This is a genomic window from Nitrosarchaeum koreense MY1, from assembly GCF_000220175.1.
Taxonomy (GTDB): Archaea; Thermoproteota; Nitrososphaeria; order Nitrososphaerales; family Nitrosopumilaceae; genus Nitrosarchaeum; species Nitrosarchaeum koreense.
Genome location: NZ_AFPU01000001.1, coordinates 509,295 through 523,231 on the forward strand (window position 1 = coordinate 509,295; position 13,937 = coordinate 523,231).

Genomic DNA, 13,937 nt, shown 5'->3' on the forward strand with positions numbered 1-13,937 from the left:
TGAAATTCAATAGGATCTTCGATGATAGTTATTTTACAGGATTTATCCAATGACGTACTAATCAGTGCCTCCAAAAATATTTGATATACAACGAACTCTTCTTTTAGATCATGGGCGTACTACGAACTATAAATGAATCAGCAACAATATCATCTGTGGAAATCATGCTATTTTTTATATTTGAAGAAATAAATTGAAAAACATGGTAAAATTTAACAAAATTCTTGTCCCACTGGACGGCTCTAATAATTCTATTAGAGGACTAGATCGAGCAATTGAAATTGCAAAAGGTGGTGGTGCAGAAATTACTGGATTTTATGTATTTCATTTACCACTATCTGCCGGAATAAAATATACGCAAAAAATGAAAGATGATGCACAAACAAAAGCTATCAAAGCAATTGGACCAGCAATGAGACGGGCTCAAAAAGCAGGAGCATCATTCAAATACAAAACTGGAGGTGGTCACACGGGTTCTGAAATCGTCAAGTTTGCACAAACGGGAAAGTATGACATGATTGTTCTAGGTGCCAGAGGTATAGGTGGTGCTAAAGAAGCTTTTCTAGGAAGTACATCAAATTATGTAATGCATAAAGCAAAGATTCCTGTTTTGATAGTAAAATAAATACGTCAAAAATTAATTAAATGACGCATTTTTTGATTTTTTAAATAACACATGATAACCTAATACGTTTCTTTTTGTTTTTAAAAAATTTATGTGTGCTGGGAGTAACCCTCCTTCTGTTTTCACGATATTACGCTTTGCAGCCTACCTGAACTTGGTACAGGATCCTATAGTTCTGTTTGGCTTTGCTCCATGTGGGACGTCTTTTTCATTCTTTCTCTGGAAATCTCAGGTTTTGCCATCATAGTGCGCCAGGTTAGATTCTTTTCTGCATCGTTGCCAATCATCTCTGATTATCCATCTCCGGATCACATTTCCTGTATGGAGGGAGGAGTTTCCTCTGCCGTAGCAGTGTATCGTGCTCCAGCTCACACATCTTAGTCATATTTTTGATTTAATTTGAAGATTGCCTTTCTGGCTTCTTACCTATGATAAATAATGTCCCAAATTCTCGTTTCCACTTTTTCTTATTTTTTAAATCTTTTACTTGTTTTGTTTTAGTTTCAAATCCTGCTTCCTTGAAGAAACTTATCCACTCTTGCTTTGAATGCAAATGCATTTGAATTTTCATCATCTTTGCCCATTTTGCAGTTGCTTTATTATCTGAATAAAAGTCTGTTCCACAAAAAAATTTTCCTCCTGGTTTTAATAATTTGTATATTTTTTTCAGAGCCAATTCAATTGAATCCACATAGTATAGAGATTCCATTGAAAATATTATGTCAAATTTGTTATTGAATTTAAAATTTTCAAGATCTGTGTTGGCATATTCTTCATTATTGTTGATTTTCTTCTTATTAGCTTCTATGATCATATTTTTACTCTTATCTATGCCGACTGCTTTTTTACAAAAAGGATCTTTAGAAATTCTTCTGACTATCCATCCATTGCCACATCCAAAATCTAAAAACAGAAATGGTTTGTCAAAAGAAATTGTTTTTAAAATTTTTATTGCATTTTTTCCATGTTCTTTTTCCATTAAATCAGCTCTTCCATTTTTGGCCCATTTATCAAAAGTTTTACGAACCGAATCCATTATTTTTTATCAGTGATTTCTAAATATAATCTTCTTCTTACTGAGCTTTACTATGAACGACTTCTACGTTTTCTTTAAATTCAAATTTTCAATTGATGTTTTGAAAGTAAAATGCCTGATGAATCATGTCGTAGTTGTGGTGGAATATTGATTGAATACACTAAATGTGCACATTGTAATAAAATAATTCAGTTTATCTGTTCTTATTGCCGTACTAGAACCATAGAACAATACCATAGTCTTTGTGTCTTTAGGAAATATGGAACTAATCCTATAAATGAAAATAGTAAAAATTACTCTATTTTGACAACTATTGCTTGACACGTTAAGAAATTATGCGTATTATTGTTTCCCAAATTTTAAGTATCATGAATTTTAGAATTGATCCTTATGAGTCGAAGTTCAGTACAGTGATAACGGCCTTGTTGTTTCAGGTGCAGTGCAAAAAACCATAGCCTTTAGAGAGGATTTGTTTGTTGATGTTTTTGATCAAAGAGGTACTCTAATAGAATCCATTATTCTCAAAGATAATTCGTCTGGTCTCTTTAATGAAATTATTACTAGGCCATTTGATTCTGGAGTTTATGTTGCTCAACTCCAATATCGTGATGTAATCGTTACTGATTTCTTTACTGTTAGGTAATTCCTTTGTTTTTGCTTTTTACTAAATTGAATAACTGTCTTACTGCTAACTTTGGGTGATGAGTTGCTAATTTTATCATATTTGCCAATCCAAATTCTGCTTTGATAAAATCTAAAAATTCTTCAGGTCTTAATTCTTTAATTATCTCTAATTCTTTATCCCATTCTTCATCTGTTAATCCAATCCATCTGTCTTGAACTTTTCCAGCTGACTTGATTTTTCCTTGAATCTCTTTTTTCCAAGTTTCTTCATAAGGATATAATGCGCTTTCATTAGTAATTCCTGATTTTATTGCTGTAGCTGCTACTTTCCCTGCAACTCGCCCATATTTTATAGCGTATCTAATCCCTTCTAACACTAATGGGTTAGCTTGCCCTGCTGAATCTCCTACTAGAATCAAATTATTATAAACTGTTTTTCTTGATAGTCCGTCATTTGGAATTAATCCATAATGAAATTCAATTGGTGTGATCTTTCCTAATTTTTTAATTGGGCCTATTTTTGAATCCATCAACTCTTTTAATCTCTCAGTTGGGTCAATTGATGACTCTGGTTTACCTATGCCTACTCCTATTCTTACAATATTTCTTCCAACCGGAAAAATCCATGCATATCCTGATGGGGAATATTTCTGACCTACCATAAGCCACCATGTTTCAGAATCTACATTTTCTGCACTTACTTCGTACTCTGCTCCTGCTCCAAATCTTTCCCACTGAGTAACAAAACCCATATCTTTTGAAATCGTTGAAGAAAATCCGGTTGCGTCAATTATTATTTTTGCATAAAATATTATCTCACCATCTTTGCTTGTTCCGCTCACCCCAATAATGTCTCCTTCTTTGTTTTTTATTGCATTTTTGATACTAGTTTTAAGAAAAATATCGACTCCTTCATTTTTTGCTTGCTCAGCTAACCATCGATATGTTTTTCTTACATCTAGAACTGCTGCATGTGAAACAGTATCTGAAATAGTGACTTCGTTGTTTGGCGAACAAAATGAGTAATTTTTAATTGGATTATAACAATCATCTGGGATCCCAAATTCTTTTATGTTTTGTATCCAAGTTACTCCACTTGTCCTGACAGACTGTGCAATTATTTCTTCTTTTTCTATCAGTGCTACCTTTATTCCATTTTTTGATGCTTCAAAAGCTGCAGACGAACCAGCGGGTCCGCCTCCAACTACAACTAAATCATAGTGATACTCTGAAGCCAACTTCAATTGTTAATTGAACCTAGGATATAATTTTGAGGTCTTGATTTTTCCTGATGATTATTTCTTTAAAATTGGATTTCCTACTCCGTCATTTTCTCTTTCGGGATCAAATGTGCTCATATGTCCCAGATCTCTATGCATGAAGCTCTGGGTTTCTCCTTGTTTTTTTCTACAGAATTTTCCATGAATCGTTTCTTCTATTTTTAACGTATCTTCATTTTCATGAAATAAACGCTTTCCACAATCAGGACATATTAATTCCGGCATGAAAGTTCTTTATATCAAATCTATTTAGATGTTTCAGAAATATTGAATTTTATTTTATTGTCATGCTTTTAAACCGAAGCTTTAGATTCCTATTTTATTTATGTAATGTGTGCTAGAATCGGATATTGCTTCTTTTGTAATTTGGTCTGCTGTAACTGCAATAATTATGGGAGTGACAGGCTTTGTATACAAATCTTACATTTTGAGAAGAAAAAATCGTTTATTCTGATCTAAATAACAACTATCCTTCCGAAGCTGTTTTTCCACCATCTACATTGAGGATGGTTCCGGTAATCCAATTGGCTTCATCTGATGCTAAGAATAATGCAGCATTTGCTACATCTACAGGTTCTCCTATTCTTGCTAATGGTAGTCTTTCTTCTAAAACTTTTCTTGCTTGAGGTTGATCTAGATATGGCTTTATCATTCCAGAGTTAATTATTCCTGGATTTACACAATTACATCTGATATTTTTTCTTGCGTATTCTACTGCAATTGATTTTGTGAACATTGTTATTGCAGCTTTAGTTGCTGAATATGCTGCTAGGTGAACCCTTGGTATTGCTCGTTCACTTGAGATTGATCCAATGTTTACAATTACTCCTTTTTTGGTATCTGACATTTTATTTAACACAGCTTTTGTGATATGAAAAATTCCAAATAAATTAATATCAATTAATTTTCTGATTTCTGAATCTTGCATTTCATGAAAGTGAATTGGATCATTGATAGCACCTGCATTATTCACCAAAATATCTATTTTTCCATAGGTGTCCATAATTTGATTAATTGTTTGCATCACTTGTGACTCGTTAGTTAGATCACATGACATTGATGCTGTGGATTTTTCATGTCCTATCTCTTTTCTTGCTTTTTCTAAGCCTTCTAGATTTCTTGCAATGAGAACTACTTTAGCTCCTTCTTCAGCAAATCTTTTAGCAATTCCTTTTCCAATATCACTTGAAGCCCCAGTTACAATTGCAACTTTATCTGCAAGTCTCATATTGAGATTTTATTGTTGTAGCTTATAGAATTTTTGGTAAATTTTAGTCATAATTCTCAATTATTGTCTATCGGTCATTTATTTTTCTAATATGTGCTAAGATTCCTGTATAATCTATATCTCCAAATCCTTGCGTTAGTGCGTTTTGGTATATCTGCTCGGCTTTTTTAATCATTGGAAGATTAATCCCAAGTGATTTGCTGGTTTTTGTAATTGTACTTATGTCTTTTTTCAAATTAGCAAGAGTAAAAGTGGGATTAAACTCATTTTGTATCATTTTGTATGCTTTTTTCTCACTCATCCCTGTTTTAAAATACGTTGAATTTAAAATGTCTAGAAATATTTTTGGATTTGCCTTTGAACTTCTTACTAGTGTGATCCCCTCTGAAAGTGCAAGAGCAAGCATTGTAATTTGTAGATTCATTGCAAGTTTTACTAGATGGGCTGTTCCGGACTCTCCTAAATAAAATATCTTGTTTGCAATTTTCTCAAAAACTTTTTTGAACTTGTTAAATGTTTTTTTATCCCCTGATGCCATTAACACCAATTCCCCAATAATTGCTACATTGGGTCCTCCCATAACTGGTGTGTCTAATTTTATTATTTTATGTTCTAGGAATTTTTTTGTAATTTCTTTTGATTCTATTGGACTTATTGTGCTCATATCTGCCACTGTTAATCCATTATGATTTCCAAATCTAATCCCCTTTTTTCCAAATGCAATTTTTTTCACTGCATTTGCGTCTTTTACGATTATTATCACTAAATCTGAATTTTCAGCTACTATCTTTGGTGATTCAGCAATTTTAGCACCGTGTTTTTTTAATTCATTAGTTTTTTCTTTAGTGCGATTGTAAGCTGTCACGTTGAAACCTGATTTAAGTAAATTTAATCCTACTGCATTTCCAAGAATTCCTGTGCCGATAATTCCAATTTTTATATTTCCATTTTTTTTATTATATTTTTTTTTAATGTCTTTCTTCATTTTTTATCTCCCACTCTCCTTTTCCAAATCTTGATGCTTCAAATTCTATCTGTCCTATTGTTTTTTCATCCTTTCTAATTTTTGCATAATCAAATTTTTTCATTCGAAATATTCTTTCTTTTGGTTTATACCCTCCTTCAATCACTTTAATCTTGAATCTTTTACTAGCTTTGTTGATCATTTTTCTTGCAATCTGCACATCTCCAATCCATGAAAACATTTCAAAATCTCCAAAGTTTTTTGTGGATACTATGTAGCCATATAGTCTTGCCTCTAATTTAGAACCATTTGCTTTAGCTTGTTCATTTAACCATTTGACTACTTCTTCCCCATATCCTTTCTCTATTCCAAATGTTTCTGAATCTCCCATCTGTGAAAAATGATTATCTTAAACTATTATAATCATTATTGCCCATTTGTTAAACTAAAATATTGTTCTTTAGGTATGTTTAGTATGCTTACTATTGACTGTAGAGATGTTGAATCTATAAAATCTGAATTGGTGGTATATGTCTCTGATCAGGTTGCGGCAATACCTACTCTGAAAAACCACGCCTTTATGTTATCTTCATTAAATGATGAAATCATCGATAAAGATATTGTAATAACATCAATCAAAGAGTTTTTGGGGTCAATCGGTGAAGGGAATAACTTTGCTGTAATTTCTAATAATGATATTATCTCGATCAAGTCAATCTATGGGAAACCAATTGAACGTGATTCACTTCCTAATTCTGATATGTTTTCATGTACTCATTGCGGTTTTCTTACTAGGTATGAAGTAGAATTGCAAAATCATATGAAATTGCATTACCTATAATCCATTATTTTTATGATAGGCATTATTTTAAAAAACATCCTATTTTATTTGAAATATTCCCTCAAAATAATCGTAAATGCGATTTTCATTTTACGATTTTTAACAAGATCTTTATAAGATCTGATTATAAAAAGTACATGTGGTAGATTTTTCTTCTAAAAATAACATTGCAAAAGTTTACTGTGTAAAATGCGATATGATCTTTAATTCTAGAAAAACCTTTGAAAAACATCTAGTGAGACACTCGTCACTTGTTCAATGTGAAATCTGCCCCATTGATATTGCGATTTCAAAATTTGTAAACATATTCAAGAAAAAATTCTCACACAATCTGGAATAAGTTTTTTAAACAAATTTTTAATACACATTACTATGGCTAAAAAAGGAATTTTGTTTGGTATTATAGTATCTATAATTGCTGTTGGTGTGATTCTAATCTATTCTACGTCTTCAGTTGAAACTGCAAATACCGATGTACGACTACATGGTACTATCTCTACTACTACTGGCTCGCCTATTATTGGGTCCCCGTCTGCACCAATCACTATTGTTGAATTTGGTGACTATCAATGTCATCAATGTTATAACTGGTTTCATAATACAAAACCCTCTATTTTTCAAAATTATGTTGATACTGGAAAAGTTAATCTGGTTTTTGTTGATCTTGCTTTTTTGGGTAGGGATTCGCCAAAAGCAGCTCAAGCATCATATTGTGCAGAGGACCAGGGAAAATATTGGGAATATCATAATCAACTATACATTTCTCAAGAATCAAAAATAGATAATGGATGGGCAAACTCTGAACGCTTAAAATCATTTGCATTTAGTTTAGGTCTTGATCCAGAATTGTTTGATAGTTGTCTTGATTCAGGAAAATACGCCAAAAGGGTTCAATCTAATATTGTCGAGGCAAAAAAATTTGGTGTGAGTGGAACGCCTACATTTTTCATCATTGGTCCTAATGGACAACAAGAAAAGCTAGTTGGTGCACAACCTTACTCTGTTTTTACACAAGTGTTGGATTCAATGATTTAGCATGACACATGCACTAAAGTTTGTTTTTTCAAACTATGCATATCTTGTTTTAGCATCTGTGCTTTTTATAACGATGCTTTTTGGTTTATTGTTTCTTTCAGAGTATATTTTTTTAGAGCCTTATCTAATTGGGCATATTGCACCTGGAATGGAACTAGGATTTACTTTGATTGTAATCCTTACCATGTTGTCTGCAGTGGTAATTCCTATGAATATTTACAGAATCAATATTTTGAAAAAATCTAAAAGAAAAGTTACTGGTAGTGTTTTTGGTTCATTTGTTGGTTCTGTTGCTGGCGTCTGTAGTTGTGGTCCAATTGGGTTTGCAGTCTTCTCAACATTTGGTTCTGTAGGTGCAACTGGGCTTGCATTTCTTACAAATTACGAACTTCCAATAAGGATTGCTGCAATAGCATTGTTGGCAGTTACTTATTTCACTACTGTAAAATCACTAAAAATTGAGTGTAAAATCATTTAAAATTCCAAAATCATATCTTTTTACTTAATATTTTTCATTATGAATTCATTCGTTAATATGGATGTACAAAAAATCCAATACATGTTGAATGTTAAAGTTGGATTGAGTTTCTTTGTTCCATTTGCAATATTGGCAGTAATGATTGCTATGGATACTTATCATTCTATTCAGTAGACCTTGAAATATTTTTTTAAAATTTATTTATAGAAAAATCTACTCTAATGACTTTGCTATATATATGATGAATTTTAACTAAATAATGAAGTTATCATATCATAAATTGTACCGAATATTGAACTTAGTGCATTTGTCATTTCTTATATTTGCAAAATTTAGATTTAAGCTTGAAGCTTAGAATAATTTACTAAATTTTATTCTGTTTATCTATTATGTCATGTACTGTCTAAAATTGCATTTACCTCCTTTCTGTGCTCATTGCAGTACGGTGGACTTTTTTTACATTCTGGGCAGTTTAGATATTTTCTAAAATCAATCATGGACTTGCTTTGATTATAACTTAAAAGATCTTACGTATGAATTATCAGTGTTTGTAAATACTCGATCAGTCTTTCAAATTGATTTATTATGATTATCAATTTGTTTAAAAGATACACTAAAAGGGCAAATTTTTAAAACCTTGAACTCTATTTTGTAGAAAAATCTAGGATTTTTGTGTCTATAATATATGTCCCAATTAGACCTGGTAGAAGAAATTCTGAATATGATGAATTAGATGACACTGATGAGTAATCTATTTTATCTGTAAAAATGAATTCTCAGGCACATTTAAGTTCAAAAAAGTATTTGGTTGAATAATTTTTGCTAATATCTCTAGCCCTATTATTGTTCTAATGCTTGGTTTGCTGAAATATGAGTTTGCATCTACTGCAAACACTTTTCCGTTTCTAATTGCTCTTAAGGAATTCCATGATTTATTGTTCTTCAATGTTTTGTTGTATTCTGATATTGTACGATATATGTCAAAACCACATGGCATCATGATAATAATATCTGGATCTGATTTTGTGATCTCATCAATGTCTATCTTTCTTGAACGTTCTCCGTCTTTGCTTATCATATTTTCTCCACCTGCATCATTGATCATTCCTGGTATCCAATGACCTGATGTAAAAAACGGTTCAATCCATTCTAGTGCAAGAACTTTTTGTTTTGTTGTTGGAGTGTGTTTTTTTATATATTCTATTCTACTTGTAAGTGATTCTGTGATTTTCATTGCATTATTTTCTTTTTTTATTACTCGACCAATTTCATTTACTGATTTAACAATTTCATCTAAATTATGTGGATTCATCGAATGGATCATTGGCGTGTTTTGTAAAATTTGAATTGCCTTGTTGACTTGATTATTATGTGCAGCACATGCCTCACATGTTTCTTGAGTTATTATTAGATCTGGATTTGCTTCTATCATGTTTTTTTCATTTAATACAAAAATCTCTTTTCCTTCACTCAGTAACTGACATGTTTTTGTATCTATTTCATTACTTGATAGTTCTTCTGAATTTATTACTGAACTAATTACTTGCAATTTTGTTTTTGCATTTTCAGGATATTTGCATTCATGAGTAACTCCAAATAGAATATCGTCTGCCTCAAGCTCATATAGTAATTCTGTGGCGCTGGGTAGAAAAGAGACTATTCTCTTTACTGACATACTTTATGTCATAATTTGTTCTTTAAACATCATACGTTAAGCCATCGTCAGCTATGTTGATTAGGCAACTTAATAGGCACATTTTAGGCATAATTTTCATTGTCTTCTAACTCTCAGGATATTCGAAGAGCAATTCTAGCAAAATGGCATGAGAATTTATCAAAATATGGAAATTTATTTTCTTCAGATTCTATTAGTGGAACTAGTCCTCCATCGGTATTTGTAGGATCATATAATTATCCAAAGGTTTTCGTTGGACCCATGGTTCCACCAATACATGGTAATACAAGTATCCTTGATAGTCCTGAAAAATGGAAAGGTAAATCCCTTGAAGATATTGTCAATTTTAGATTAAATTTAATTCGTGGAATACAAAAAATTTCAATAGATCAAACAGACGGTCGTTATATAGAAAACTTGCAAGAAATTACAATGTCTTCTAAACCTACTGATTCTGATTTACAATTCACTAAAACCACATCTGCAAGTGTCTCACTTGATGGTGAGAGTGCTCCGTTTGGGCCTGTAGGTGAAATCAAATCTGCAAAATTTTATGACACAAGTGCAACAAAGTCTATCGAAAAAATCTATTATGATAAAGATCTTAATGCGCAAGATGCGGTCCTAAATTTGTACAACTCTGGCATTGATATTTCTAAAATCCAAAAATGTTTTAGTATTGGTATGCTGGGACAAAAAAGAAAACTCGTCCCTACTAAATGGAGCATCACTGCAACAGATGATATAATATCTAAATCTCTTGTCAAAGACATTTTGGATTATCCATTAATTGATTCGTATAGAATTTTTACCTATGCCCATCTTGGAAATTTATTTTCTGTAATTTTATTTCCTCATAGGTGGATCTATGAAATGATTGAGGCGTGGTATTCTAATGGTATTTTGGGATTTGGTTATGATTTTGAGGATGCACGTGGAATTAATCACCCACCTACAATAGCTGGTGCATATTTTGCAGCTAAATTAGGTGTATTAGAATATCTTGTAAAAAATAAAATTCAGGCCGGAGTTATAATACTGCGTGAAATTAGACCTGAATATGCCATTCCAGTAGGTGTATGGCAGGTAAGAGAAGGGATTCGTTCTGCAATGAGTCATCCTCCTCTATTTGGTGATTCTCTTGATGACGCACTTGTATTGGCTTCAAATAAAACTAGTATTAGTAAACTGGAATGGATCTCAAAAGGCAATATTGTGAAACTAATTCGTCAAAAAACAATTGCTGATTTTTTCTAATTGGTTTTCTACTAAAAAACCACACCTAAATTTTCTAATTCTGGTCTTTTTGGAACATTACATCCTATTTCTAAAGTAGTTTTTATCCAAAAAATTATGATGGATACTCTAAGATGTGTTAAATGTAGTAAAACCATACCAAAAACTGCTAATTATACAATAACTGTGTTTTTAGTCAAGGGTAAATTGTCTGATCCATTTTATGAGCATCTTTGTTGTCCTGAGAAATTATCTATTACATGTTAATGTAATCTTGATCTATTTATTGACCATTTTTTAATTCAATTTTAGTGCAAAATAAGAATTTGTTAATTGGAATTGCCATTATTGCTAGTCCAATTGTTTTTGCCATTATTGCATTTCCTGATAGCTTTAGTCTAAGTTGGAATCAAGGTCGAGGTGGATTTATTTTTGCACTAGTATTTATTGTTGCAGAATTAATTGGTCTAAAAATTATTATTTCTAAAAAAAGATTACTATCTGTAATTCCAATAGCTGGTGTTGTAATCGTATATCTTGTAGGATTAGAATATGGACTAAGAGATTTTATTTTATCTGGTGAAGAATTGTTTAATGTCCAACTAATTTATTCTTGGACATGGATGTGGGATTTTATCATCATGAGCATTTTTGTTGTAGTTGCACTGAGTATATTTTTTGGTAAACGTTGGATTCGAATTGCTCCTGCAGGTCCCATATTTCTTGCTGGCAGTGCAATAATTCTTTCACTGGATGCATTTTTTCCATATGACTCACTTGGTCCATTACAATATGTTGTACCTTATTTGGTTCAAACCAATGTTTGGCTGATAAATGTCCTTGATTTAGGAACTGCTACTGCTCGAGATAACATTATGTTCTTAAAAGGTGATTTTGGACCGATGGTACTTCAAGTATTTTGGCCATCTGCTGGCGTACACAGTGTAATTATCTATTCATTGGTAATGGGGGCATTTCTGCTAAAAATGAATATTCATAGAAATAGGAAATTGATTTACTTTAGTATAGGAATTGCAGGTACTATAGGTGTAAACATGATTAGGATTTTTTCTCTATCATGGTATGCACTCAAAGTTACTACTGATGCTAAACAATGGGAAGAATTCCATTCAGTTGCAGGTGAGATCATGTTTTTGCCTTGGTTGTTTGTATTTTTACTGATAGTAATTATAATAGAAACAAGAAGACTAAAAAAATCAGAATCTGAAGGAAAAATCAATCCTAAAAATAATTAGTAATGCTACTTTGACCTCGTATTTCTGCAAGTTCTGAAACTTTTACACCTAATCGTCTGATCGTACTTTTTTGCTCCTCTAAAGATTCTTTTAGTAACAACAATGCATTTTTCTGTAATTCTTCCAAACTAGAAGTGTGATTTTTTAGCATTCTAGATTTTGTCTTATTTGTTAAATCTGATTGAATGAACTGTATTCCTACTGATTTGAATGTTTTATTATTTTTTTTAATTACTTCATGTAACTCTTTGCATAACTCAATAAGATTTTCTGCAAGGAATTCATAATCAATTGAATCTTTTTTTAGTGTAGACAGTTTACTATATTGTATGCTCGCTTCTCTTTCTTTTACTGGGTCAGTGTCAATTCCTCTAACTGCATTGAATATGTAGGTTCCATGTTTTCTCCCAAATTCTTTATTCAAAGTAAACACATCTAATTTTTTAACATCCTTGATTGTTTCAAAATTCATTTCAGTAAATCTCTCCTCTGTTTTCTTTCCAATTCCTGGAATCGCTCTGATCTTTAACTGTTCTAAGAATTCCTCAACCTTTTCTGGTGATACAATTGTTAATCCATCAGGTTTTCTAAAATCCGATGCAATTTTGGAAATTAATTTGTTTGAGGAAACTCCTATTGAGCAACTAAGTTTTAATTTTTCTCTAACTGCATTTTTGATCTGTTGTGCTAAATGACTAGCTGTATCAAAATTTCCATCTACTCTATTTGTGACATCTAAATATGCTTCATCTTTTCCTACATATTCAAAAATGTCTACACTTTTCTTAATAATGTCCATGGCCTTTTGAGACATCTCTTCATAATACTCAAAATCGACTGGAAGAAACATCGCATCTTTTCTTTCTTCTAATCTTTTTTTTGCAAAAATAATTGGTATTCCTGATCTTACCCCAAATTTTCTAGCTATGTAATTTGCAGTTGCAATTGCTCCGCTATCTCCTCCTCTATCTGAAAAAACACAAACACATACTGGTTTTGATTTTAAATCTGGCGTTCTTATCTCCTCACACTGTGCAAAGAAATAATCAAAATCTATATGGAAAATTATTCTAGACTCCAATTTGAATTCCTCCTATGGTTATCTTTCTACTGTGTATCATCTAAATATTGAACATTTTTAACAATATTATGACTTATCCTATCTCATCTGATGAAAATGGCATTAACATAAAGCCAGAATTGATGGAAAAAGAAAAATTATATCATTTTGTGTTCAAAGATAAAGTTCTATTGCTATTCAAAGACTCTCAAGATTTCTTAAATTGCTATGAAATCGAAGAAGAAGAATTAGTACATCAAGTAAAGAATAGCAAAACTGATGAGGAAGTTGAAAAAATCTTTGAAAAATACATCCAACGTGATGACCCAAAAATTAAATAAAAGACAATGAAGATTTTGTTATTAAAGGAACAATAAATTGAGTGAATCAAAAAAATCTAAAGACGCGGAAGACATTTTGTCTGAATTTCATGACACTCATGTATCCTCTGAACCAGAACCCGCATTATCTTCACCAGAACCAGAACCCGCATTATCTTCACCAGAACCAGAACCCGCATTATCTTCACCAGAACCAGAACCCGCATTATCTTCCCCTCCGAATACTTCATCCACTGAAAGTAAACATGATCCTGAAGA

18 protein-coding genes and 1 other RNA gene are annotated in these 13,937 nt (G+C 31.9%); 9 read left to right on the plus strand and 10 right to left on the minus strand.

Annotated features, from left to right (window positions below):
* The first annotated feature begins 202 nt into the window (after nt 1-202).
* A complete protein-coding gene (locus tag MY1_RS02940) occupies nt 203-625 on the plus strand; it encodes a universal stress protein (protein ID WP_048109569.1) in 423 nt (140 codons plus the stop codon).
* A gap of 93 nt (nt 626-718) precedes the next feature.
* Here the strand turns inward: MY1_RS02940 and rnpB are convergent.
* Together rnpB and MY1_RS02945 are read right to left on the minus strand one after the other, a co-directional pair.
* Nucleotides 719-997, minus strand: an RNA gene (rnpB, locus tag MY1_RS09425) — RNase P RNA component.
* Between the two features lie 22 nt (nt 998-1,019).
* Nucleotides 1,020-1,661 (minus strand): class I SAM-dependent methyltransferase, encoded by a 642-nt coding sequence (locus tag MY1_RS02945; protein ID WP_007550118.1) that lies wholly within the window; start codon nt 1,659-1,661, stop codon nt 1,020-1,022.
* 439 nt (nt 1,662-2,100) lie between these two features.
* Between MY1_RS02945 and MY1_RS02950 the strand changes: the two genes are divergently transcribed.
* Complete coding sequence (locus MY1_RS02950; protein ID WP_007550119.1) at nt 2,101-2,304, plus strand: hypothetical protein; 204 nt, start codon at nt 2,101-2,103, stop codon at nt 2,302-2,304.
* Here the strand turns inward: MY1_RS02950 and MY1_RS02955 are convergent.
* From MY1_RS02955 to MY1_RS02975, 5 genes are all read right to left on the minus strand, one after another.
* On the minus strand, nt 2,297-3,523 hold the full coding sequence (locus tag MY1_RS02955) for an NAD(P)/FAD-dependent oxidoreductase (RefSeq protein ID WP_007550120.1): 1,227 nt from the start codon (nt 3,521-3,523) through the stop codon (nt 2,297-2,299). The two genes, MY1_RS02950 and MY1_RS02955, sit on opposite strands and share 8 nt — an antisense overlap.
* Nucleotides 3,524-3,580: 57 nt before the next feature.
* Nucleotides 3,581-3,790 carry a hypothetical protein gene (locus MY1_RS02960; RefSeq protein ID WP_007550121.1) on the minus strand — a complete coding sequence of 70 codons (210 nt, stop codon included), beginning with the start codon at nt 3,788-3,790 and terminating at the stop codon, nt 3,581-3,583.
* Nucleotides 3,791-4,031: 241 nt separating this feature from the next.
* Nucleotides 4,032-4,793 carry an SDR family NAD(P)-dependent oxidoreductase gene (locus MY1_RS02965; RefSeq protein WP_007550123.1) on the minus strand — a complete coding sequence of 254 codons (762 nt, stop codon included), beginning with the start codon at nt 4,791-4,793 and terminating at the stop codon, nt 4,032-4,034.
* Nucleotides 4,794-4,860: 67 nt separating this feature from the next.
* Nucleotides 4,861-5,778: an NAD(P)-dependent oxidoreductase gene (locus MY1_RS02970; RefSeq protein WP_007550125.1), complete on the minus strand. Its 918-nt coding sequence runs from the start codon at nt 5,776-5,778 to the stop codon at nt 4,861-4,863.
* Nucleotides 5,762-6,148, minus strand: a complete 387-nt coding sequence (locus MY1_RS02975; protein ID WP_007550127.1) for a hypothetical protein — start codon at nt 6,146-6,148, stop codon at nt 5,762-5,764. The genes MY1_RS02970 and MY1_RS02975 overlap by 17 nt, the downstream gene beginning before the upstream one ends.
* A gap of 84 nt (nt 6,149-6,232) precedes the next feature.
* Here MY1_RS02975 and MY1_RS02980 point away from each other — a divergent pair, with 84 nt between their 5' ends.
* From MY1_RS02980 to MY1_RS10075, 4 genes are all read left to right on the plus strand, one after another.
* Nucleotides 6,233-6,598, plus strand: a complete 366-nt coding sequence (locus tag MY1_RS02980) for a C2H2-type zinc finger protein (RefSeq protein WP_048109573.1) — start codon at nt 6,233-6,235, stop codon at nt 6,596-6,598.
* A 372-nt stretch (nt 6,599-6,970) separates the two neighbouring features.
* A complete protein-coding gene (locus tag MY1_RS02985) occupies nt 6,971-7,633 on the plus strand; it encodes a DsbA family protein (RefSeq protein ID WP_007550137.1) in 663 nt (220 codons plus the stop codon).
* A gap of 1 nt (nt 7,634) precedes the next feature.
* Complete coding sequence (locus MY1_RS02990) at nt 7,635-8,111, plus strand: hypothetical protein (protein ID WP_048109575.1); 477 nt, start codon at nt 7,635-7,637, stop codon at nt 8,109-8,111.
* Nucleotides 8,112-8,150: 39 nt separating this feature from the next.
* Nucleotides 8,151-8,285 (plus strand): hypothetical protein, encoded by a 135-nt coding sequence (locus MY1_RS10075; protein WP_258167192.1) that lies wholly within the window; start codon nt 8,151-8,153, stop codon nt 8,283-8,285.
* Between the two features lie 577 nt (nt 8,286-8,862).
* Here the strand turns inward: MY1_RS10075 and MY1_RS02995 are convergent.
* Complete coding sequence (locus MY1_RS02995) at nt 8,863-9,786, minus strand: cobalamin-binding protein (RefSeq protein WP_007550140.1); 924 nt, start codon at nt 9,784-9,786, stop codon at nt 8,863-8,865.
* A gap of 99 nt (nt 9,787-9,885) precedes the next feature.
* On the opposite strand from MY1_RS02995, the gene MY1_RS03000 reads away from it, so the two are divergent.
* On the plus strand, nt 9,886-11,043 hold the full coding sequence (locus tag MY1_RS03000; protein ID WP_007550141.1) for an Nre family DNA repair protein: 1,158 nt from the start codon (nt 9,886-9,888) through the stop codon (nt 11,041-11,043).
* Between the two features lie 11 nt (nt 11,044-11,054).
* Here the strand turns inward: MY1_RS03000 and MY1_RS10080 are convergent, their stop codons facing one another.
* A complete protein-coding gene (locus MY1_RS10080; RefSeq protein WP_258167193.1) occupies nt 11,055-11,180 on the minus strand; it encodes a hypothetical protein in 126 nt (41 codons plus the stop codon).
* A 153-nt stretch (nt 11,181-11,333) separates the two neighbouring features.
* Between MY1_RS10080 and artG the strand changes: the two genes are divergently transcribed.
* The gene (artG, locus tag MY1_RS03005) at nt 11,334-12,278 is read left to right on the plus strand and encodes a thaumarchaeosortase (RefSeq protein WP_081470638.1); all 945 of its coding nucleotides are present in this window, start codon (nt 11,334-11,336) and stop codon (nt 12,276-12,278) included.
* Here artG and dinB read toward each other — a convergent pair.
* Nucleotides 12,265-13,359 carry a DNA polymerase IV gene (dinB, locus tag MY1_RS03010; protein ID WP_007550145.1) on the minus strand — a complete coding sequence of 365 codons (1,095 nt, stop codon included), beginning with the start codon at nt 13,357-13,359 and terminating at the stop codon, nt 12,265-12,267. The genes artG and dinB overlap by 14 nt on opposite strands.
* 68 nt (nt 13,360-13,427) lie before the next feature.
* Between dinB and MY1_RS03015 the strand changes: the two genes are divergently transcribed.
* Nucleotides 13,428-13,679, plus strand: a complete 252-nt coding sequence (locus MY1_RS03015; RefSeq protein WP_007550146.1) for a hypothetical protein — start codon at nt 13,428-13,430, stop codon at nt 13,677-13,679.
* The last annotated feature ends 258 nt before the right edge of the window (nt 13,680-13,937 follow it).

What these genes read in the sequence shown, in the direction of transcription:
- MY1_RS10080 (WP_258167193.1), bottom strand. Translation starts at nt 11,180, where the DNA reads ATGGTTTTACTACATTTAACACATCTTAGAGTATCCATCATAATTTTT.
- MY1_RS02960 (WP_007550121.1), bottom strand. Translation starts at nt 3,790, where the DNA reads ATGCCGGAATTAATATGTCCTGATTGTGGAAAGCGTTTATTTCATGAA.
- MY1_RS02990 (WP_048109575.1), top strand. Translation starts at nt 7,635, where the DNA reads ATGACACATGCACTAAAGTTTGTTTTTTCAAACTATGCATATCTTGTT.
- MY1_RS02945 (WP_007550118.1), bottom strand. Translation starts at nt 1,661, where the DNA reads ATGGATTCGGTTCGTAAAACTTTTGATAAATGGGCCAAAAATGGAAGA.
- MY1_RS10075 (WP_258167192.1), top strand. Translation starts at nt 8,151, where the DNA reads ATGAATTCATTCGTTAATATGGATGTACAAAAAATCCAATACATGTTG.
- MY1_RS02940 (WP_048109569.1), top strand. Translation starts at nt 203, where the DNA reads ATGGTAAAATTTAACAAAATTCTTGTCCCACTGGACGGCTCTAATAAT.
- MY1_RS02975 (WP_007550127.1), bottom strand. Translation starts at nt 6,148, where the DNA reads ATGGGAGATTCAGAAACATTTGGAATAGAGAAAGGATATGGGGAAGAA.
- MY1_RS02980 (WP_048109573.1), top strand. Translation starts at nt 6,233, where the DNA reads ATGCTTACTATTGACTGTAGAGATGTTGAATCTATAAAATCTGAATTG.
- MY1_RS02965 (WP_007550123.1), bottom strand. Translation starts at nt 4,793, where the DNA reads ATGAGACTTGCAGATAAAGTTGCAATTGTAACTGGGGCTTCAAGTGAT.
- MY1_RS03015 (WP_007550146.1), top strand. Translation starts at nt 13,428, where the DNA reads ATGACTTATCCTATCTCATCTGATGAAAATGGCATTAACATAAAGCCA.
- MY1_RS02995 (WP_007550140.1), bottom strand. Translation starts at nt 9,786, where the DNA reads ATGTCAGTAAAGAGAATAGTCTCTTTTCTACCCAGCGCCACAGAATTA.
- MY1_RS02970 (WP_007550125.1), bottom strand. Translation starts at nt 5,778, where the DNA reads ATGAAGAAAGACATTAAAAAAAAATATAATAAAAAAAATGGAAATATA.
- MY1_RS02985 (WP_007550137.1), top strand. Translation starts at nt 6,971, where the DNA reads ATGGCTAAAAAAGGAATTTTGTTTGGTATTATAGTATCTATAATTGCT.